Origin of the sequence: Micromonospora sp. NPDC049230 (assembly GCF_040647875.1) — a bacterium.
In the GTDB taxonomy this organism is placed as follows: Bacteria; Actinomycetota; Actinomycetes; order Mycobacteriales; family Micromonosporaceae; genus Micromonospora.
Window position 1 is genome coordinate 263,796 of sequence record NZ_JBEZCZ010000005.1, and the last position, 19,310, is coordinate 283,105.

The window sequence follows — 19,310 nt, forward strand, 5'->3', positions numbered from 1 at the left end:
ATAATTCGCTGGCCCGATCGCTTTCCCGGGGCGCACGCTCACCGCATGAGCATCACGATCGCGTCGTTCGACAGTGCCGACCGAGCCGCCGTCGACGCGGCGTACCTGATCGGGGCGGTGGCCCGAGACGTCGATCTGCCGGACCTTCCGCCCTTCTGCCGGCAACGCTTCGACGCGCTGTTCCACGCGCCGATGCCGGGCACCGAGTCGCTCTGGGCGCTGGCCCGGCTGGACGGGGTGCCCGCCGGTTACCTCCAGCTCGACCTGCCACATCTCGACAACACCGACAACTCCAGCGTCGAGCTGATGGTGCATCCCGAGTGGCGGCGGCGGGGCGTCGGCCGGGCACTGCACGAGTACGGGGTGCGCCTGCTACGGGAGCACGGCCGCAAGCGGGTGCTCGGGAGGACCGTCTCCGCGCTGCCCGAGGGACCAGCCCGAAGCGTGGCGGGCGACGCGTTCGCCGCCGCCACCGGAGCCCAGCCCGCCCTCGCCGAGGTGCGTCGGCGGCTCGACATCGGCGAGATCGACCGGATCGCGCTGCGCGCGGCGCTGGCCGAGGCCCGCCCGCTGGCCGAGGGCTACCGGTCGGTCTGCTGGCAGGGCGCGACCCCGCAGGAGCACGTCTCCGACATCGCCTACCTGGACGGCCGGTTGCTCATGGACGCGCCGCTGGGCGACGTGCAGTGGGAGCCGGAGCGGGTGGACGCCGAGCGCATCCGTGGCAACGACCGGGCGTTGGACGCCAGGGGCCGGCGGCGCTACCACCTCGCGATGCGCCACGAGGCGTCCGGTCGGCTGGTCGCCTGGACCCTGCTGGACGTGGGCGCCTCCGCCGACTGGCACGCGTTCCAGCAGATCACCATCGTCGACCCGGCCCACCGTGGGCACCGGCTGGGCCTGATCGCCAAGGCCGAGAACCTGCACCACCTGCTCACCCACGAGCCGGCTGTCCGTGTGATCGACACGATGAACGCGGCCAGCAACACCTACATGGTGGCGATCAACGAGCAGCTCGGCTTCCGTCCGATGGACTCCTGGACCGACTGGCAGCTCACGCTCTGACCGGCATTCGCGCTACTGCTCACGGACGTGACTCAGGCATGATGGCGGGCATGACGGAGACCCCGCATCCCCTGTACGACAGGCACGCCGACACCCTCACCCGTGCGCTGACCGCGATCACGGAGCGGGGCTACTGGTCCGCCTATCCCGAATCTCCCAGCCCCCGGGTGTACGGCGAGACCGCCGCCGCCGACGGCAAGGCCGCCTTCGAGGCGTACCTCGGCTGTGACTTTCCGCTCGACCAGCCGGGCAGCGGCGCTCGGGTCGCCACCGAGACGAGCCCGTTCGGGGTGGAGTTGGCGGTGCGGTATCCGCACGCCGGCCCCGGTGAGCTGGTCGACGCGGCCTCCGCGGCGCTGCCGGCCTGGCGTGACGCCGGCCCGCAGGCCCGCGTCGGTGTCTGCCTGGAGATCCTCGATCGGCTGCACAAGCACATCTTCGAGCTGGCCAACGCGGTGCAGTTCACCAGCGGGCAGGCGTTCGTGATGGCCTTCCAGGCCGGCGGTGCCCACGCGCTGGACCGGGCGTTGGAGGCGCTGGCGTACGCGTACGCGGAGATGACCCGGCACCCGGGCACGGCTGGCTGGGAGAAGGCCGCCGGCAAGGGTGACCCGCTGCGGATGACCAAGACGTTCCACGTGGTGCCGCGTGGGGTGGCGCTGGTGATCGGCTGCAACACCTTCCCGACCTGGAACTCGTACCCCGGGCTGTTCGCCTCACTGGTCACCGGCAACCCGGTGCTCGTCAAGCCGCACCCGCGCGCGGTGCTGCCGCTGGCCATCACCGTGAAGTACGCCCGGGAGGTGCTCGCCGAGGCCGGGTTCGACAGGAACCTGATCATGTTGGCGGCCGAGGCTCCCGGTGAGAAGCTCGCCAGCGACCTGGCCCTGCACCGCGCCGTGAAGATCGTCGACTTCACCGGCTCCACGGAGTACGGCGACTGGCTGGAGACGCACGCCCGGCAGGCCTCGGTCTACACCGAGAAGGCCGGCCTCAACACCGTTGTCATCGACTCCACCGACGACTTCGCCGGCATGTGCCGCAACCTCGGTTTCACGCTGACTCTGTACAGCGGTCAGATGTGCACCACCTCGCAGAACATCCTCATCCCGGCCGGTGGCATCGAGACCGACCAGGGTCACAAGAGCTTCGACGAGGTGGCCGGCGGGATCGCCGCCGCGGTCGGCAAGCTGACCGCCGACCCGGCGCGGGGCGTCGAGCTGACCGGCGCCATCGTCAACGACGGGGTGCTGGAACGGCTGGCCGAGGTCACCAAGGTGGGCGAGCCGGTGCTGGAGTCACGGGCCGTGACCCACCCGGCGTACGCGGACGCGGTGGTGCGTACCCCGACGATCGTGAAGCTGGCCGCGGACGACGCGGAGACGTACGGCCGGGAGTGGTTCGGGCCGATCTCGTTCGCCATCGCTACCGACTCCACCGCGCACAGCCTGGAGTTGCTGCGCCGGACGGTCGGCGAGAAGGGTGCGCTCACCGCAGGGGTCTACTCCACCGACGAGGCGGTGCTGGACGCCACCGAGGCGGTGGCTGTCGAGGTCGGTGTGCACCTGTCCTGCAACCTCACCGGCGGGGTCTTCGTGAACCAGTCGGCGGCGTTCTCCGACTTCCACGGCAGTGGCGCCAACGCGGCGGCGAACTCGGCGTTGACCGACGGGGCGTACGTGGCCAACCGGTTCCGGATCGTTCAGTCGCGGCGTCACGTGTAGTGGTTGCGGTTGGGGTTTCCGGGCAGCGCACCCCGCTCCGGGCGGTCAGGCTTGATCCCTGCGCGGGGCGGGCTGCCCCGGAAACCCTGCCGTGGGCACGACGGTGGCGTCACTGCCGGCTTTTCTAAGCCATCAGTTCTGCCTTGGGATGGGTTCTCTTGTTCTAGGCAGTTCGGCGCATTTGTAGCTCGGTCAGGGCTGGGATGGTGGGGTGGGGGACGCGTACGCCGGTGTCTTTGAAACCCAGGCGTTGGTAGGCGCGGTAGGCGCGGTCGTTGCCGACCACCACCTCCAGCAGCAGCTTCGGCCGGCCGCAGGCCCGTGACCAGGCGGCCACCCCCTCGACCAGCCCGCCGAGCAGCCCGCTGCCCCGCCAGGCCGGCGTGACGTACACGGCGTAGACCACGGTGAGCCCGGGTTCGTTCGGGGCGACAGTGCCACCGGCGTGTCCGAGCAGCCGACCACCCGGGTCGGCGACGAACTGCGCGTTGCCGGGGCCGGTCGAGGTGTACGCGACCCGGGCGGCGAACTCGGCGTGCGGTCGGGCCGCCGCGTCCGCCAGAGTCTCCAGGAAGGCCAACGGTGCGTCGGCGAGCATCTCCAGACGCAGTGCCCGCATCCGGGCGGCGTCCTCCGGTCGGACCCGGCGGATCTCTGCCCGCCGCAGGGCGGTCGCGCCCGCATCGGTGGTCATGCCCGCATGCCTACCACAGGGTCGGTGGCCGGCGCGGCCGAGCTGCGTGGGGCAGTCATCGACGTGGATCCGGTGGGATCGGAAACCCGGCCGACCGGCGCAGTCGGACCGCCCCGGAAGGTGTCAGATTTGTGGCCGTGCGCGGCCGTCACTCCTCGTGTAGCGTGCGATTTCGGTCACCTTATCCAATGGTCGCCATCGATCGCCGAGGTGGTGGCCGGTGGGCGTCCGGCCGTGCCGTGCGCCAGGTCAGGCGACACCGCGCAGAGTGAGGGAAGTGCACCGTGGCACAGGGCAGCGTGAAGTGGTTCAACGCCGAAAAGGGCTACGGCTTCATCGCCGTCGACGGCGGTCAGGACGTGTTCGTTCACTTCTCCGCGATCGAGATGGACGGCTACAAGGCGCTCGACGACGGCCAGCGGGTGGAGTTCGAGATCGCCCAGGGTCAGAAGGGCCCGCAGGCCGAGCACGTCCGCGTCGTCGGCTGAGTTTGTTTCCTCCTCGGTAGGCCCCGCGCGTCGGGGCTGGCGGCAGCGGCGTACGCGGAGCAGCGCGCCCATGAGGCGCCGGTGAACGCTGCCGGACTGGCGACGGAACTCGGCTGAGCGGGCCCATCGTGCTTGCACTCGGCAGGGGAGAGTGCTAAACAAGTCATTGGCACTCGCATACCGCGAGTGCCAATGGTCGGGACGGTGGGGCCAGGTTGCACCGGCGTGGAGACGCCGGGGCGGCACATGGCCGGTCGTCGCGGGCTATCCGGCCCGGCCGAAGGACGTCGTCGTCGCCAGGTGGCGACGTCCCAAGGTGCGTACACCAGGCGGCCCATCCGGGGCACACATCTCGGATGGCCCGTGAGTGTCCAGGAGGACAACGCCGTATGGCCAAGATGATCGCGTTCGACGAAGAGGCGCGCCGCGGCCTCGAGCGGGGCATGAACCAGCTCGCCGACGCCGTAAAGGTGACCCTCGGCCCCAAGGGCCGCAACGTCGTGCTCGAGAAGAAGTGGGGTGCCCCCACCATCACCAACGATGGTGTGAGCATCGCCAAGGAGATCGAGCTCGAGGACCCGTACGAGAAGATCGGCGCTGAGCTGGTCAAGGAGGTCGCCAAGAAGACCGACGACGTTGCCGGTGACGGCACGACGACGGCGACCGTCCTGGCCCAGGCCCTGGTTCGCGAGGGCCTGCGCAACGTGGCCGCCGGCGCCAACCCGATGGCCCTGAAGCGGGGCATCGAGGCCGCGGTCGCGAGCGTCTCGGAGGAGCTGTCCAAGCTCGCCAAGGACGTCGAGACCAAGGAGCAGATCGCCTCCACCGCCTCCATCTCCGCTGGCGACAGCACCGTCGGCGAGATCATCGCCGAGGCGATGGACAAGGTCGGCAAGGAAGGCGTCATCACCGTCGAGGAGAGCAACACCTTCGGGCTGGAGCTGGAGCTCACCGAGGGCATGCGCTTCGACAAGGGCTACATCTCGGCCTACTTCATGACCGACCCGGAGCGTATGGAGGCCGTCTTCGACGACCCGTACATCCTGATCGCCAACAGCAAGATCTCCTCGGTGAAGGACCTGCTCCCGATCCTGGAGAAGGTCATGCAGTCGGGCAAGCCGCTGCTGATCATCGCCGAGGACCTGGAGGGCGAGGCCCTCGCCACCCTGGTGGTCAACAAGGTCCGTGGCACCTTCAAGTCGGTCGCCGTCAAGGCGCCGGGCTTCGGTGACCGCCGCAAGGCCATGCTGACCGACATCGCCATCCTCGCCGGTGGCCAGGTCATCAGCGAGGAGGTCGGCCTCAAGCTCGACGCCGCCAGCCTCGACATGCTGGGCCGCGCCCGCAAGGTCGTGGTGACCAAGGACGAGACCACCATCGTCGACGGTGCCGGTGACGCCGAGCAGATCCAGGGCCGGGTCAACCAGATCCGGGCCGAGATCGACAAGAGCGACTCCGACTACGACCGGGAGAAGCTGCAGGAGCGGCTGGCCAAGCTGGCCGGCGGCGTTGCGGTCATCAAGGTCGGCGCGGCCACCGAGGTCGAGCTCAAGGAGCGCAAGCACCGCATCGAGGACGCCGTTCGCAACGCGAAGGCCGCCGTCGAGGAGGGCATCGTCCCGGGTGGTGGCGTCGCGCTGGTCCAGGCCGGCAAGACCGCTTTCGACAAGCTCGACCTGGTCGGCGACGAGGCGACCGGTGCGAACATCGTCAAGGTCGCGCTGGACGCCCCGCTGCGGCAGATCGCCGTCAACGCCGGCCTCGAGGGCGGCGTCGTGGTGGAGAAGGTCCGTAACCTCGAAGCGGGTCACGGCCTCAACGCCGCCAACGGCGAGTACGTCGACCTGCTGGCCGCGGGCATCATCGACCCGGCCAAGGTGACGCGCTCGGCGCTGCAGAACGCCGCTTCGATCGCGGCGCTGTTCCTCACCACCGAGGCCGTCGTCGCGGACAAGCCGGAGAAGACCCCGGCTGCCCCGGCTGGCCCGGGTGGCGGGGACATGGACTTCTGAGTCCAGTTCCGACACACCGAACGGGGCGGGCCGCTGACGCGGTCCGCCCCGTTCGTCGTCAGGTGGGCAGTGGGCGCTGGTTGCGCCGTTTGTGCGCCCGGTCGTACGGCGGGAGCAGTTGGATCGGCGCGTCCACCATCTCCTGCGGCTGCTCGACCACCGACGGCGAGTCGTCGGTGGTCATCTCGGCCAGTTGCTCGGCGTCGCCGTAGTCGAGCCGGTCGAACGGCAGTTGGCCGGGGAGTTCGCCGACCGGTTTCCAGGTGATCGGCGGGCCGTCCTCGGTCTGGTCGTCATCCGTGGTCATGGCTGCCTCCTCTACCAAGACGGTAGGGGGCGTCGATGGCCGGTGCGGGCGAATGGCTCTATGTCCCCGTTTGCCCCGGTTATGCGGACAGTGTCCGGCGGTACAGGAAGAAGACCCGCTCGATGCGCGCACCCGCGCTGCGCGAGTAGAACGGGACCGGCCCCACCCAGCCGATCTCCGCCCGGGTCAGCCCCGCTGCCCGCTGGTCGGCCAGGCAGCGTCGCAGCAGCACACCACCGATGCCCAGCCCCTCGGCGGCCGGCGCGGTGCCCGTCGGCCCGAACCAGCTCGGCCGGGACGACCCGTACGCGGCGAAGCCGAGCACCTCGCCGTCCCGCTCCGCCAGGTGGCAGCCAGCGCCGTCCCGACCCACCGAACCGGCCAACTCGCCGTCCCACGTGCCGCCGAAGGTGGACCTGGCGAACGCGGTGAGCGCCGGCAGGTCCGTCGACTCCGCCCGGCGTACGGTGACCCCCTGGTCGGCCAGCCGCCGCTCGGCGGTCTCGGTGGGCCGCAGCGCCGGCGACCCGTCGTACGACAGGTCGGCGGTCATGTTCCAGGCGGTCCGGTCCTGCTGGTAGCCCAGCGCGAGGGCGGCGCAGACCGCCGGGGTGTAGCGGACGTCGACGCCCGGCCACGCGTAGTACGGCGGGTTCCCGGCCAGCAACACCTCGGTCACCCCGTGCTCGGCCAGCACCCGCTCGGCCTGCCGCAGCAGTGCCCGGCCGACGCCCCGGCGGCGGTGCTCCGGGAGGACCGCGACCAGGTCCACGTGCCCGCCGTGCGGCTCGGTCGACGACACCGAGCAGAACAGCACCCCGACCAGCTCCACACCCCGGTACGCGCCCAGCCCGACCACCGGCCGGTGCGCGCTGGCTCGGGGCCAGAGCACGTCCACGAGGCAGGCGGCCTCGGCGGCGTCCTCGGGCAGGTCGAGGGCCTGCTCGCAGAGCCGCACCACGGTGGGGGTCAGCTCGGCGGTCAGCTCGGTGACGGTGATCTCGGCGTCCATGGTCGCGACCATAGATGACCGCCTGCCGGCCCGCGCTTCCGCCCGTCGTATCAGGAAGGAAACCTGCCTATTGTTGGGCGGCGCGGACGGCGGCGAAGGCGTCGACCTGACCGGCGCCTGTGACGTTCGCCGGAGCACCGCAGGCGTCGGACGGGCTGTCGGACCGGTAGGTGGGCGTCGCCGCCGTGGCGGTGTCCCGCAGGATCTGCCGGGTGCGGACCACGTCTCCGACAAGCGCCGGATTCGCCGACCACATCAGCGCGACCACCCCCGCCACCTGCGGGGTCGCCATCGAGGTGCCGTCCAGCGCCGCGTACGTGCCGCCCGGCATCGCCGACACCACACCCACACCCGGCGCCAACACGTCCGGCTTACCCGTGCCGCCCGACACCGGCCCGCGCGAGGAGAACTCGGCGACCCGCCGCTGCGCGTCCACCGCCCCCACTGTCAGCACGTCCGCGTACGGTGCCGGCGGGTCGTCGATCGACGCACACCAGGGGCCGGTGTTGCCGGCGGCGGCGACCACGAAGATCCCGGCGGCGTCCAACGCGGCGGTGGCCGGGAGCAGCACGCGCCTGTCGCACCCCTCGATGGGTGGGCAGCCCCACGAGTTGGTCAGCACCTGCGGGGCGCGCTCCGGACGGCCGTCGGTGAACGGGTCACCGCCGGCCGGGAAGGGCGCCAGCATGAACTGGAGGCAGTCCAGGTAGTGCCCCGGGCTGCCGAGGTTGCGGTCCAGGTTGACGCAGCCCACCCACTGCGCGTCCGGTGCCACCCCGATGCCGTCCCGCCCGACCGCGCTGCCCACCGTGTGGGTGCCGTGCCCGCCCGTGTCGGTCGGGCTGCGGCTGCCGTCCCACGGGTCGTACCAGGAGTCGTCCCCGCCACGGAACCCGGTTCGCAGCGCCGGATGGGTGCCGTCCACGCCCGAGTCCGAGCTGCCGACCACGATGCCCGTGCCGGTGACCCCGAGCTGGGACCACACCCGGTCCGCGCCGATCTGGCGGATGTTCCACTCCGGGCCGGTGGGCCTGGGCGCGGTGCCCCGGCTCTGCCCGGCGGGGGCCGGCAGCGGGCGCAGACGCTGACTGACCAGCACCCGGGCCACCTCCGGTCGACGGGCGAGCCAGGCCCGGACCGCCGGACCGCCGTCCACCTCGACCGCGTTGACCAGGTAGTACGACACCGGGTCGAGGCGCAGCCGGCGCAACCCCCGCAGCAGGTCACCCTGGCTCTGCTCGGCGGTCGTCACCAGCCGCCGGTAGACCTCCGCCGCGCGGGCGTCCCGCCCGGCCCGACCGGGCTGGCCGGCCGGAAGATTGCCCAGGTCGGCCTGTGCGCGCAGCACCACGAACAGCCGCTCGCCGTACAGGCCCGGCTGGCCGGGGCCGAGGTCGACAGCGCCGAACGCCACAAGCAGCACCACTGCCGCCACCGCGGCGACCCGCCGGTTCGGGGTAGGTGCCGTCGGGCGGGCGAGCAGCACCGCGTACCCGATGGCGAGCAGGACCGCGACGGCGAGCCCGACACCGGCGGCGGCCCCCACCCAGAACGGGATGTCCCGGGTGCCGACCAGCAGCAGGGTGATCTCTTCCGGGTCGGTGAAGGCCAGCGGGCCGAGTGCGGCAAGGCCCACCAGCCAGCGGGTCGCCGATCGGCCGGCCCGGGTGGCGTCGGCCGGGTCGACGGCGGGCCGCCAGACCGCCGCCCACAGCGCGGCCAGCGCGAAACCCACCGGCGGCAGGATCAGCAGCGCGGGCAACTGCGCGCCGGACTGGCCGGTGCCGGCCGCGAGCAGCAGCAGCGCCACCCCGGCGACCAGACCTCCGACAAGCACCAGCCGAGCCGGCCGGGGCGGTCGACCGCTCGCGAACCGGGACCAGAGGGTGTCGTCCAGCAGCGTCGCGGCCAGCACCCCGAGCGCGGCGGCGGCCAGGAGCGCGAGCGCCGTCTCCAGGAGCCCGCCGAGCGCGCCCAGCCAGGCCCACGGCAGCAGCAGCCCCACCCCGGCGGCGACGGCGAGGAGCGGCACCGCCGCGGGCCGCCGCAACCACCGCCGCCCCACCGGCTCCGCGTTCCCGGTGGTCTCGGGCCGCGTGGCGTGGCCGTGTCCGGTGGTCTCGGGTCGTGTGGCGTGGCCGTGTCCGGTGGTCTCGGGTCGTGTGGCGTCGCTGTCTCCGGCGGGTGCCGGGCCGCCGACCGCGCCGGCCGGTCCGGGGTACGCCCGCCGGCGCGCTGACCGGCGCACGGCGAGCGCGCTGAGCGACGCCACCCCGGCCAGCGCGGCGAGATATGCCTCGTGGTGTACCGGCGGCAGTGCCCGCAGCAGCGTGAGCACCCCGAGGGCGAGTGTGGCGGCCAGCCAGACCCGCCCGGTGCCCCGGACCGTCGTGGACCGGGGCAGCACGGCCAGCAGCAGGGCGGGTGTGCCCACCAGCACGACGGTGGCCAGGCCGAGCACCGGCCAGAGCCAGCCGACCCGGTCGCGTCCGAAGCCCAGCAGCACCTGATCGGTGAGCCAACCACCGGCCTGGGTGGCCACGGTGACGGCGACCGTCCAGCAGCCGACGAACACGGCCGCGACCACCGGCCACGGAGAACTGTGGTCGCTGGGTCCGGATTGCACAGGCTGACCTTGCATCCGAGAACCTTACGACTGCGGTGAACGGTTTTGGCGCGACCGTCGCGTTGCCGGTCCGCTGGCAAGTGGCACTTGAGCGGTGGGCAGTAGGCAGTACGGGGCGGCGGCGAATGTCGACATGCCGGCGCTGCGGTTACGGTGGACTGGTGCGTGACCCCAACATCTCCCGTGCCGTCGCCGGTCAGCTCTCGCCGATCCGCCGTGCGTCCGACCTGCGCCGACTGCGCGCCGAGCGCTTCGACGTGTTGGTCATCGGTGGCGGTGTGACAGGTGCGGGCGCCGCCCTGGACGCGGCGTCCCGGGGCCTGAAGGTGGCCCTGGTCGAGGCGCGCGATCTCGCCGCCGGGACGTCCAGCCGGTCCAGCAAACTCATCCACGGTGGCCTGCGCTACCTGGAGCAGTTGGAGTTCCACCTGGTCCACGAGGCGCTCACCGAGCGGGGGCTGTTGGCCACCCGACTCGCCCCGCACCTGGTGCGCCCGGTGCCGTTCCTGGTGCCGCTGCCCGCCGGGCGGGGCCTGCGGGACCTGCCGGCGCGGATCTTCCGCCGCTCGTACTACGGTGCCGGCGTGGCCGCCTACGACGCCTTCGCCGGCGTCTTCGGCGCTGGCCGGGGCATGCCACTGCACCGGCACCTGACCCGGGAGGGTGCCCGGCGGATCTTTCCGAGCCTGCGGGCCGACGCGGTGGCCGGGGCGATCCGCTACTACGACGGTCAGGTCGACGACGCCCGGCTGGTCGTCACCCTGGCCCGCACCGCGGCCAGCCTCGGCGCCACGGTGGTGAGCAGCGCCCGCGCCGTCGGGCTGATCCGGCAGGCGCGTGAGGTGACCGGCGTACGCGTCCGGGACCTGGAGGCACCGGCGGGCTCACCGGACGCGGAGTTCGAGGTGCAGGCCCGTACCGTCATCGCCGCCACCGGCGTGTGGAGCGACGACATGTCCCGGATGCTCAACGACGTGGGCCTGCGGCCCGGCGTCCGGGTGCGCGCCTCCAAGGGGGTGCACCTGGTGGTGCCCCGCTCGGCGATCACCGGCGAGACGGGGCTCATCCTGCGGACGGCGAAGTCGGTGCTCTTCGTCATCCCGTGGGGCGGGCACTGGATCATCGGTACGACGGACACCGACTGGCGACTGGACCGGTCCCACCCGGCGGCCTCGGCCCGCGACATCGACTACCTGTTGGAGCAGGTCAACACCGTGCTGGACCGCCCGTTGACCACCGCCGACATCGAGGGGGTGTACGCGGGGCTGCGACCACTGCTGGCCGGCGAGGCCGACTCGACCTCGAAACTCTCCCGTGAGCACGCGGTCTTCGAGCCGATGCTCGGGCTGCTGCTGGTGGCCGGTGGCAAGTACACGACGTACCGGGTGATGGCGTCCGACGTGGTCGACCGCGCCGTCCGCCGGCTCGGCGGCGCGCGCTCGTCGCGTACCGCCGATCTGCCTCTGCTGGGTGCGGACGGCTACCCGGCGATGTGGCGGGACCGGGCCGACCTGGCCCGGCGGCACGGCGTGCCGGTGGGCGTGGTGGAGCACCTGCTGGAGCGGTACGGCACCCTCACCCTGGACCTGTTGGCGCTTGTCGACGCCGATCCGCTGCTCGCCTCCCCGCTGGCCGGTGCCCCGGAATACCTGGCCGCGGAGGTCGCCTACGCGGCGCGGGCCGAGGGTGCGCTGCACCTGGAGGACGTGCTGACCCGGCGGACCCGGATCTCGTTCGAGACCAGCCATCGAGGGTTGGAGTCGGCCGAGCACACCGCCGAGTTGATGGGCGCGGTGCTCGGCTGGGACGCGGCGACCCGGGCCCGGGAGGTCGAGCACTACCGCGCCCGGGTGGAGGCGGAGCGGCAGTCGCAGTTGATGCCGGATGACGCCGCCGCGGACGCGGCCCGGCTGGGCGCTCCGGACGTCCGGGGTTACGCGGCCGACCGGGGTGGCGACGACCAGGTTGGGTTGCGTCCGTCCGCTCGGTGACGAATTGCGACGTTACCGAGGGGTAACCGGCGATACCGGCCCGGATGGTGGTTTCGAACGCTACCTACGGTGGGGTAGGTTTCCGCGCGTGCTACCCCGCGCGCACCGTCGTCTGCTCGTACCCCTCCTTGCCGTCGCGCTCGTCGGTGCCCTGGCCGGGTGTGCGCTCTTCGACCGGGACGAGCCGGGCACACCGCAGGCGCAGTCGACGGCCTCGGCCGGGGGCGGCGCACGGCTGGAGATCCCCACCACTGTCGCCGCCGGCCAGGTCAGCCTGATCCAGCGGCTCGGTGAGGACGGCCCACTGCGCACCCTGAGCGTCGAGCGCGACGGCGCGTGGCAGTGCGTCGACTGCGCCGGCGACGGGGTCACCTCCCGGGGCATGCTCGCCCCGGAGTTGACCGCACGGCTCCAGGTGCTGCTCGCGACCCCGGCGCTGGCCGACGAGACAGATCAGGCCCGGCGGTACCGGACCACCTGCATCGACGCGCTGACGTCCAGCCTCCTGACCTCCACCGGGCTGATCACCTCGCAGGACTGCCCCGGCGAGGAGCGCACGCCGGTCGCCGGCGAGATCCTGCTGCTGCTCACCCAGGCGACCCCGGCCGAGATCGAGGGCTGACGCCGGGCCGGCTCAGAGCACCTTGCCCGGGTTGAGCAGACCGGCCGGGTCCAACGCCGACTTGATCGCCTGGTGCACCCGCACGCCGACCGGCCCGATCTCCCGGGCCAGCCAGTCCCGCTTGAGCAGCCCCACCCCGTGCTCCCCGGTGCAGGTGCCGCCGAGGTCCAGGCCGAGCCGCATGATCTCGTCGAACGCCCGCCGGCCCCGCTGCACGCTCGCCGGGTCGGCCCGGTCCACCACGATGTTCGGGTGCATGTTGCCGTCCCCGGCGTGCCCCACCACACCGATCGGCACCTCGCACTCCGCCGCGATCCGGGCCACGCCGTCCAGCAGCGCGGCGAGCGAGCCGCGCGGCACCGCCACATCGTCGATCACCAGGCCGCCGTTGCCGCCCGGGTAGGTGTCGGCAGCGAACTTCTCCATCGCCGGGTGGGACAGTCGCCGAGCCTGCAACAGCGCCGCCGCCTCCACCGCGTCGGTGGCCGCGTACACCTCGTCGGCGCCGGCGGCGGTGCACACCTCGGCCAGGGTGGCCAGGTCGTCGGCGGCCCGGGTGCCGGTGTCCGTGGCGGCCAGCAGCAGGGCCTGCGCGTCGGTCCGCAACCCCATCGGCCGGTACGCCTCGATCGCCCGCAGGTGGGTCTGGTCGAGCAGTTCCAGCAGGCTGGGGGTGAGCCCACGGGCCGCGATCTCGGCCACCGCCGCACCGGCCGCCGCCGTGGACGCGAAGACCGCCACCATGGTCAGCGAGTCCGCCCGAGCGGGCCGCAGCGCCACTGTCACCTCGGTGATCACGCCGAGGGTGCCCTCCGAGCCGACGAAGAGCCGGGTCAGGTCGTAGCCGGCCACCCCCTTGGCGGTGCGCCGGCCGGTGCGCAGCACCTCACCCGAGGCGAGCACCACCTCCAGGCCGAGCACGTACTCGGTGGTCACGCCGTACTTCACGCAGCACATGCCGCCGGCGTTGGTGGCCACGTTGCCGCCGATCGTGGACGACTCCCAGGAGCCGGGGTCGGGCGGATACCACAGCCCCTGCTTGGCCACCGCCCCGGCCAGCGCCGCGTTGACCACCCCCGGCTGGACCACAGCGATCCGGCTCACCGGGTCGATCTCCCGGATCTCGTTCATCGCGACGGTGCTGAGCACCACCGCGCCGTCCACCGCGTTCGCCGCGCCGGCCAGCCCGGTCCGCGCGCCCTGCGGCACCACCGGTACGCCGTGTCGCGCCGCCGCCCGGACCACGGCGACCACCTGTTCGGTGCTGCGCGGGCGGGTCACCACCAGCGGGGTGCCGGCCGGGCACAGGTCGGCCTCGTCCCGCTGGTGCGTGCGCAGCAGGTCCGGGTCGGTGAGCACCGCGTCGGCACCGAGCGCGGCGCGCAGGTCGTCGAGGAGTGTGGTGGGGGCCATGCAGCCGAGGCTAGGTCGCCGACCGGCGATCATCAACATGATCAACTGCGCGGGATAACTTGGACGCCATGCTCTATCTGGACCGGCCGGCCTGGCCGTGGCGCGGTCGGCTCTGGTCGCACCTGATCAGCGACGTGTCGTACGCCGAGCTGCACGCCTTCGCCGAGGCGCTCGGCGCGTCCCGACGCGGCTTCGACCGGGACCACTACGACATCCCGGCCGACCGGTTCGCGGCGGCGGTGTGGCTCGGCGCCCAGGTGGTGCCGAGCCGGGAGCTGGTCCAGTTGCTCCGCGCCGCCGGTCTGCGCCGCCCGAAACACCTGGTCAGCCCGCGCCCGTCGGCGGCACCGCAGCGCTGAGCGTGGCCAGTTCGCGGCGCACGTTGCCCCGGGCGGCCTCCTCCCACCGGTCGGCAAGCGGCGGCAGCCGGAACAGCGCGGGCAGCGCCAGCAGGCCAGCCAGCACGGCGGCCCGTCCAGCCCGGAACGCGGGCTCCGGCACGTGCGCGTACTCCCGTCGGATCGCCGCCGCGTACCTGTCGTAGACGGCCGGGGGCGCGGCCAACACGGCCAGGTCCGCGTCGCAGAGCAGGGCGCCGTCCCGGTCGTCCGGGCCCACCGCGTGTCCGGCGGTGAGCAGCACCAGGCGGCGTACCTCGGCCGCCGTGGCCGTCGGCACCCCGAGCCCGGTGAGCACGCTCTCGGCCAGCGCGGCGCTGTCCTGTTCGTTGGCGTCACCCGCGGCCCGGGGGTCGTAGACCGCGTCGTGCCACCAGGCCGCCAGCCGCACCAGGTCGGCCCGGTCGGCCAGCCCGGCGTGCTTGTCCACCACGTCGAGCACCGCCGTCAGGTGGGCCACCGTGTGGTAGTGCCGGTGCGGCTCCCGCCACCGGTCCAGCAGTTGCTCCCCGACACGGGTCGACCCCGCGTCCGCCCTCGCACCAGCCCCCCGGGCTGCCACCCGCCACCGTTCCAGGAGATCGACCACCGCCCGAGTCTGCCATCCCGCCCAGGGCGCGCGCCGGGGCGGCAGGATTCAGCGGGCCGGTCAGGGCGCGCCGGGGCGGCAGGATTCAGCGGGCCTGTCCCGGGTAGTCGCGCCCATGGCCGTGGCCCGGGACAAGCGACCACCCGTGGTGCGACGCACCGCGCTGCGCGAGGGGCTGGTGGACGTCGACGGCGCACGCATCGCCGAGGCCACCCAGCAACTGCGCCATCGCGGCCGGGCCACCCTGCACGACCGGCTGCACCGGGTCCGGATGGCCGGTGGACTGGCAGTGCAGGCGGGACTGGCCGCCGGGCTCGCGTACCTGATCTCGCACAAGCTGCTCGGCAACCCGCAACCGGTCTTCGCGCCGATCTCCGCGGTCGGCACCCTGGCCGCGTCGGTCGGCCAGCGATTCCGCCGGACCGTGGAGCTGATCGTCGGGGTCGGGGTCGGGGTGGCCGTCGGCGACCTCCTGATCTACCTGCTCGGCACGGGGGCCTGGCAGCTCGGCCTGGTGGTCACTGTGGCGATCCTGCTCACCATCTTCGCGGGGGCGAGCGTCGCCATCGTCATCCAGGCGGCGGCCACGGCGGTGCTGATCGTCACGCTGAGCCCCTCCACGCAGAACCTGGAGATCCCACGCTTCGTCGACGCGTTCCTCGGCGGCGGGGTCGCACTGCTGGTGACCGCCGTGCTGCTGCCGCTGAACCCACTCCGGGTGATCAACCGGGCGGCCCGACCCGCCCTGGACCTGCTCGCCGCCCAGCTCGACGCCACCGCCGACGGGCTGCGCAGCCGGGATCGCGCCAGCATCCAACGGGCCCTGGACCGGCTGCGCAACAACAAGGACGAACTGGCCACGCTGGCCGAGGCCATCGAGGGCGCGAAGGAGACCGCCACCCTCTCCCCGGCCCGCTGGCACCGCCGCAGCGAGCTGACCCACTACGCGGAGGCGGCCGACCCGATCGACCGGGCGATGCGCAACAGCGGCACGCTGATCCGCCGGTCCGTCACGCTTGTCGAGGACGAGGAACCGGTGCCGGATCCGATGCCGGACGCGATCGGCCACCTCGCCGAGTCCGTCCGGCTGCTCAAACACGAGTTCGCCGTCGGCGAGGAACCGGCGAAGGCCCGGGAACGGTCGCTGCGGGCGGTCAGCGAGGCCGGCCGGGCGTACGGCGCCGGGGTGGGTTTCTCCGGCAGCGTGATCGTCGCCCAGATCCGGACCACCGCCAGCGACCTGCTGGTGGCCTCCGGCATCGAGCAGGAGGAGGCGAACCGGTGGATCCGCACCGCCTTCGGTGAGCAGGAGCGACCCGCCGGTGAGCCGGCCGAAGCGGGCGAGGCGCCGAAGCCGCCCACCGCGCCGCCGGTCGGCTGAGCGGCCCCGCCGCCCGTCGGCTGAGCGGCCCCCGTCACCGGCCGGGCCTCAGCCCAGCTCGGCGAGCGCCCCGAGGAGCCGGTCCACCTGGTCGACGGTGCTGCCCAGGCCGATGCTGGCGCGCAACGCGGTGGGCGGAAGGTCACGTCTGCCGCTGCGCCCCGCCGCCTCGGCGAGCAGCCGCCGGGCCAGCGGGTGGGCACAGAACAACCCGTCGCGTACACCGATCCGGTGCGCACTGGCCAACCGCGCGGCCACGTCGGCGGAGTCCCAGCCGGCCACCACGAACGAGACGATGCCGACGCGGGGCGCGTCCGGGGCGAAGGTGCGCAGCTCCACCACGTGCGGCAGGGCGGCGATGCCGCTGCGCAGTCGGGCCAGCAGTGCCTGCTCACGGGCGGCCAGCGCGACCCGGTCGGCCTCGCCGAGCGCGGTGCACACCGCCGCCAGCGCCACCGCGCCCAGCAGGTTCGGGGTGCCGCCCTCGTGCCGGGCCGGACCGGTCGCCCAGGTCACGTCGTGGGTGGCCGGCCCGACGTGGCTGGTGGCGCCCCCACCCGCCAGGTAGGGCGGGGCGGCGTCCAGCCAGTCCGCCCGGCCGATCAGCACGCCCGCGCCGAACGGCGCGTACAGCTTGTGGCCGGACACGGCCAGGTAGTCGACGTCGAGCGTGGACAGGTCGACCGGGGCGTGCGGGGCGAGTTGCGCGGCATCGAGCACGATCCGGGCACCGTGCCGGTGGGCCACCCGGGCCAGCTCGGTGACCGGCCACCGCTCACCTGTCACGTTGCTCGCACCGGTCACCGCGACGAGCACCGGCAGCGCCGGGCTGTTGCCCCGGCGCAACTCGGTGAGGGCGGCGGCGAGGTCGCGTACCGCCCCGGCGGGATCGCTGGGCACCGGCAGCCGCACCGAGCCGCGCGGCCAGGGCAGCAGGTTGGCGTGGTGCTCGCCCGCGAAGGTAACGACTGTCGTGCCGGCCGGCAGCGCCCGCGCCAGCAGGTTGAGCGCGTCCGTGGTGTTGCGGGTGAAGAGCACGTGGTCGTCGGCGCGGGCGCCGAAGAAGTCACCGATCGTCTGCCGGGCCTGCTCGTACGCGAGGGTGCAGCGCCGGGACAGCGCTCCCGCGCCGCGATGCACGCTGGCGTACCAGGGCAGCAGCTCGGCCACCGCGTCGGCGGCGGCCCGCGCGCACGGTGCGGTGGCCGCGTAGTCCAGGTTGGTCTCGCCCGGCACGCCGAGGACGTCGAGGGGCGCCGACGACGCGACAGTGGGCAGGGTGGGCAGCGAGGGAACGAGGGTGACGGGCACGCCGGAGCCTCCGGGGTCAGGGACCCCGGGTGCGGCATCGGGACGGGGTCCGCGCTTGCCCAGCACGCCGATCGGGCTGGGCCCGGTCATCACCCGGGGCACCCCACCGCGAACTCGACGAGGGTTGCCGGCCAGCAAGCCGGGGCTTGACGCTGGCGCTCGTGACCTGTCCGCAGCATAGCGCTGCCGATGCGACCGGACCAGCCGGCGGCGGATGGCTACGCTGACCGCATGGCCGACACCCCGCCCGGTTCACCGCTGCCGTCGCCGCCGCCCGTGCCCGCGGCCCAGTCCACCGGCGAGGCGCCTCCGATGCCGCAGCACAGCAAGGTCTGGCGGTTCCTGGCACTGGCCGGGGTGGCGGTGTTCATCGCCGCGTGCGCGTCGTTCATGGTCCTCAAGCTCGGCGAGTCGCTCGGGCTACAGGCGCTGCTGGTCGGCCTGCTCGCGGCCGTCCTGCCGGTGCCGGTGCTCGTCGCCTGCTTCCTCTGGCTGGACCGGTACGAGCCGGAGCCACTGAGGTATCTGGTCTTCTGCTTCACCTGGGGGGCGTTCGTCTCCACCGCCGCCTCACTCAAGGTGAACGAGTTCGCCGCCGGGCGGTTCGCCGACTGGGGGCTGCCGGACGCGCTCACCGGCGTGCTGGTGGCACCCTTCATCGAGGAGTTGACCAAGGCGCTGGGCCCGATCCTGCTGCTGGCGTTCCGCCGGCGGGAGTGGTCCGGGATCACCGACGGCCTTGTCTACTGCGGGCTGTCCGCGGTCGGCTTCGCGATGGTGGAGAACATCCTCTACCTGGGCGGTCTGGGCTACGCGGCGGGTGCCGAGCGCTATGGGCCGATCACCGGCATCCAGCAGGTCATCGGGATCTTCATCCTGCGGATCCTGTTGTTCGGGTTCGCCCACCCGCTCTTCACCTCGATGACCGGTGTGGGGCTCGGCATCGCGGCCCGGACGGCGGACCGCCGGGTCCGGGTGCTCGCCCCGATCGCCGGCCTGCTGCTGGCGATGATGTTGCACGGCACGTGGAACCTGCTGCCCACGCTGACCCAGGCCACCGGCGAGGCGTTGATCATGCTGTACGGCTTCCTGGGTCTGATGGTGCCGGTCTTCTTCGGCGTGGTGGGTCTCGCGATCTGGCTGCGCGCCTGGGAGGGACGGCTCACCGAGCGGACCCTGCCGGACTACGTACGCGCCGGCTGGTTGACCCCGCCCGAGGTGGCCGCGCTGAGCAGCCTCGGCAGGCGACACGCGGCCCGCAGTTGGGCGCGGCGGGTGGCCGGCGACGCCGGGGTGCGGGCGATGCGCGGCTACCAGTCCGCCGCCACCCGACTGGCCCTCCTGCGCGACGGGGCGCTGCGCGGCCTGGACCGCGAACCCGCCGACCAGGAGCGGACCGCGCGGGAGGAGCGGGAGTTGCTGGACGCGATAAGCGCGTACCGGTCGTTCTTCGTCGGTCGGGACCCGCAGGCCCCGGTGGGCGTCTGGGACGGCAGCCGCTACCACCTGCGCTTTCCCGACGGTACGCAGCGTGCGGTGGACGCGCCGGACGAGCCGGTGGTGCCGATCCCGGTGGTGCTGCTCCCCGCGCCAACGCGGCCGGTGGGCTACGCCCCGCCCGGCTGGCCCGGCCCGCACTCGGCGGCGCCGTGGCCGCCGGGTCACCCCTGACGGCTG

Annotated in this window: 16 protein-coding genes and 1 riboswitch; of the genes, 9 read left to right on the plus strand and 7 right to left on the minus strand. The window is 73.1% G+C overall.

Annotated features, from left to right (window positions below):
- Positions 1–45: 45 nt before the first annotated feature.
- Together AB0A95_RS07090 and paaN are read left to right on the plus strand one after the other, a co-directional pair.
- Positions 46–1,065 (plus strand): GNAT family N-acetyltransferase, encoded by a 1,020-nt coding sequence (locus AB0A95_RS07090; RefSeq protein WP_357554718.1) that lies wholly within the window; start codon positions 46–48, stop codon positions 1,063–1,065.
- 50 nt (positions 1,066–1,115) lie between these two features.
- Positions 1,116–2,789, plus strand: a complete 1,674-nt coding sequence (gene paaN / locus AB0A95_RS07095; protein ID WP_357554719.1) for a phenylacetic acid degradation protein PaaN — start codon at positions 1,116–1,118, stop codon at positions 2,787–2,789.
- A gap of 163 nt (positions 2,790–2,952) precedes the next feature.
- On the opposite strand, the gene AB0A95_RS07100 is transcribed toward paaN, so the two are convergent.
- Positions 2,953–3,483 (minus strand): GNAT family N-acetyltransferase, encoded by a 531-nt coding sequence (locus AB0A95_RS07100; protein WP_357554720.1) that lies wholly within the window; start codon positions 3,481–3,483, stop codon positions 2,953–2,955.
- Positions 3,484–3,767: 284 nt separating this feature from the next.
- Between AB0A95_RS07100 and AB0A95_RS07105 the strand changes: the two genes are divergently transcribed.
- The gene (locus AB0A95_RS07105; protein WP_357554721.1) at positions 3,768–3,971 is read left to right on the plus strand and encodes a cold-shock protein; all 204 of its coding nucleotides are present in this window, start codon (positions 3,768–3,770) and stop codon (positions 3,969–3,971) included.
- Between the two features lie 389 nt (positions 3,972–4,360).
- Positions 4,361–5,983, plus strand: a complete 1,623-nt coding sequence (gene groL, locus AB0A95_RS07110; RefSeq protein ID WP_030490078.1) for a chaperonin GroEL — start codon at positions 4,361–4,363, stop codon at positions 5,981–5,983.
- A gap of 58 nt (positions 5,984–6,041) precedes the next feature.
- On the opposite strand, the gene AB0A95_RS07115 is transcribed toward groL, so the two are convergent.
- The 3 genes from AB0A95_RS07115 to AB0A95_RS07125 form a co-directional block, all read right to left on the minus strand.
- A complete protein-coding gene (locus tag AB0A95_RS07115; protein ID WP_357554722.1) occupies positions 6,042–6,290 on the minus strand; it encodes a hypothetical protein in 249 nt (82 codons plus the stop codon).
- A 79-nt stretch (positions 6,291–6,369) separates the two neighbouring features.
- Positions 6,370–7,302 carry a GNAT family N-acetyltransferase gene (locus AB0A95_RS07120; protein ID WP_357554723.1) on the minus strand — a complete coding sequence of 311 codons (933 nt, stop codon included), beginning with the start codon at positions 7,300–7,302 and terminating at the stop codon, positions 6,370–6,372.
- Positions 7,303–7,369: 67 nt separating this feature from the next.
- The gene (locus AB0A95_RS07125) at positions 7,370–9,943 is read right to left on the minus strand and encodes a S8 family serine peptidase (RefSeq protein WP_357554724.1); all 2,574 of its coding nucleotides are present in this window, start codon (positions 9,941–9,943) and stop codon (positions 7,370–7,372) included.
- Between the two features lie 161 nt (positions 9,944–10,104).
- Between AB0A95_RS07125 and AB0A95_RS07130 the strand changes: the two genes are divergently transcribed.
- Together AB0A95_RS07130 and AB0A95_RS07135 are read left to right on the plus strand one after the other, a co-directional pair.
- Positions 10,105–11,919 (plus strand): glycerol-3-phosphate dehydrogenase/oxidase, encoded by a 1,815-nt coding sequence (locus AB0A95_RS07130; protein WP_357554750.1) that lies wholly within the window; start codon positions 10,105–10,107, stop codon positions 11,917–11,919.
- An 88-nt stretch (positions 11,920–12,007) separates the two neighbouring features.
- Complete coding sequence (locus tag AB0A95_RS07135; protein ID WP_357554725.1) at positions 12,008–12,541, plus strand: hypothetical protein; 534 nt, start codon at positions 12,008–12,010, stop codon at positions 12,539–12,541.
- 12 nt (positions 12,542–12,553) lie between these two features.
- On the opposite strand, the gene AB0A95_RS07140 is transcribed toward AB0A95_RS07135, so the two are convergent.
- Complete coding sequence (locus tag AB0A95_RS07140) at positions 12,554–13,954, minus strand: FAD-linked oxidase C-terminal domain-containing protein (protein ID WP_357554726.1); 1,401 nt, start codon at positions 13,952–13,954, stop codon at positions 12,554–12,556.
- A 68-nt stretch (positions 13,955–14,022) separates the two neighbouring features.
- Here AB0A95_RS07140 and AB0A95_RS07145 point away from each other — a divergent pair, with 68 nt between their 5' ends.
- Positions 14,023–14,313 carry a DUF4031 domain-containing protein gene (locus AB0A95_RS07145; RefSeq protein WP_357554727.1) on the plus strand — a complete coding sequence of 97 codons (291 nt, stop codon included), beginning with the start codon at positions 14,023–14,025 and terminating at the stop codon, positions 14,311–14,313.
- On the opposite strand, the gene AB0A95_RS07150 is transcribed toward AB0A95_RS07145, so the two are convergent.
- A complete protein-coding gene (locus AB0A95_RS07150; RefSeq protein WP_357554728.1) occupies positions 14,279–14,941 on the minus strand; it encodes a metal-dependent phosphohydrolase in 663 nt (220 codons plus the stop codon). The genes AB0A95_RS07145 and AB0A95_RS07150 overlap by 35 nt on opposite strands.
- Positions 14,942–15,119: 178 nt before the next feature.
- Between AB0A95_RS07150 and AB0A95_RS07155 the strand changes: the two genes are divergently transcribed.
- On the plus strand, positions 15,120–16,322 hold the full coding sequence (locus tag AB0A95_RS07155; protein WP_357554751.1) for an FUSC family protein: 1,203 nt from the start codon (positions 15,120–15,122) through the stop codon (positions 16,320–16,322).
- Between the two features lie 48 nt (positions 16,323–16,370).
- Here AB0A95_RS07155 and AB0A95_RS07160 read toward each other — a convergent pair whose 3' ends face one another.
- The gene (locus AB0A95_RS07160) at positions 16,371–17,633 is read right to left on the minus strand and encodes an aminotransferase class V-fold PLP-dependent enzyme (protein ID WP_357554729.1); all 1,263 of its coding nucleotides are present in this window, start codon (positions 17,631–17,633) and stop codon (positions 16,371–16,373) included.
- A 46-nt stretch (positions 17,634–17,679) separates the two neighbouring features.
- Positions 17,680–17,800, minus strand: a riboswitch (SAM riboswitch).
- Positions 17,801–17,822: 22 nt separating this feature from the next.
- Between AB0A95_RS07160 and AB0A95_RS07165 the strand changes: the two genes are divergently transcribed.
- Positions 17,823–19,304 carry a PrsW family intramembrane metalloprotease gene (locus AB0A95_RS07165; RefSeq protein WP_357554730.1) on the plus strand — a complete coding sequence of 494 codons (1,482 nt, stop codon included), beginning with the start codon at positions 17,823–17,825 and terminating at the stop codon, positions 19,302–19,304.
- Positions 19,305–19,310: the final 6 nt, after the last annotated feature.

What these genes read in the sequence shown, in the direction of transcription:
- AB0A95_RS07090 (WP_357554718.1), top strand. Translation starts at nt 46, where the DNA reads ATGAGCATCACGATCGCGTCGTTCGACAGTGCCGACCGAGCCGCCGTC.
- paaN (WP_357554719.1), top strand. Translation starts at nt 1,116, where the DNA reads ATGACGGAGACCCCGCATCCCCTGTACGACAGGCACGCCGACACCCTC.
- AB0A95_RS07100 (WP_357554720.1), bottom strand. Translation starts at nt 3,483, where the DNA reads ATGACCACCGATGCGGGCGCGACCGCCCTGCGGCGGGCAGAGATCCGC.
- groL (WP_030490078.1), top strand. Translation starts at nt 4,361, where the DNA reads ATGGCCAAGATGATCGCGTTCGACGAAGAGGCGCGCCGCGGCCTCGAG.
- AB0A95_RS07115 (WP_357554722.1), bottom strand. Translation starts at nt 6,290, where the DNA reads ATGACCACGGATGACGACCAGACCGAGGACGGCCCGCCGATCACCTGG.
- AB0A95_RS07120 (WP_357554723.1), bottom strand. Translation starts at nt 7,302, where the DNA reads ATGGACGCCGAGATCACCGTCACCGAGCTGACCGCCGAGCTGACCCCC.
- AB0A95_RS07125 (WP_357554724.1), bottom strand. Translation starts at nt 9,943, where the DNA reads ATGCAAGGTCAGCCTGTGCAATCCGGACCCAGCGACCACAGTTCTCCG.
- AB0A95_RS07140 (WP_357554726.1), bottom strand. Translation starts at nt 13,954, where the DNA reads ATGGCCCCCACCACACTCCTCGACGACCTGCGCGCCGCGCTCGGTGCC.
- AB0A95_RS07145 (WP_357554727.1), top strand. Translation starts at nt 14,023, where the DNA reads ATGCTCTATCTGGACCGGCCGGCCTGGCCGTGGCGCGGTCGGCTCTGG.
- AB0A95_RS07165 (WP_357554730.1), top strand. Translation starts at nt 17,823, where the DNA reads ATGCGACCGGACCAGCCGGCGGCGGATGGCTACGCTGACCGCATGGCC.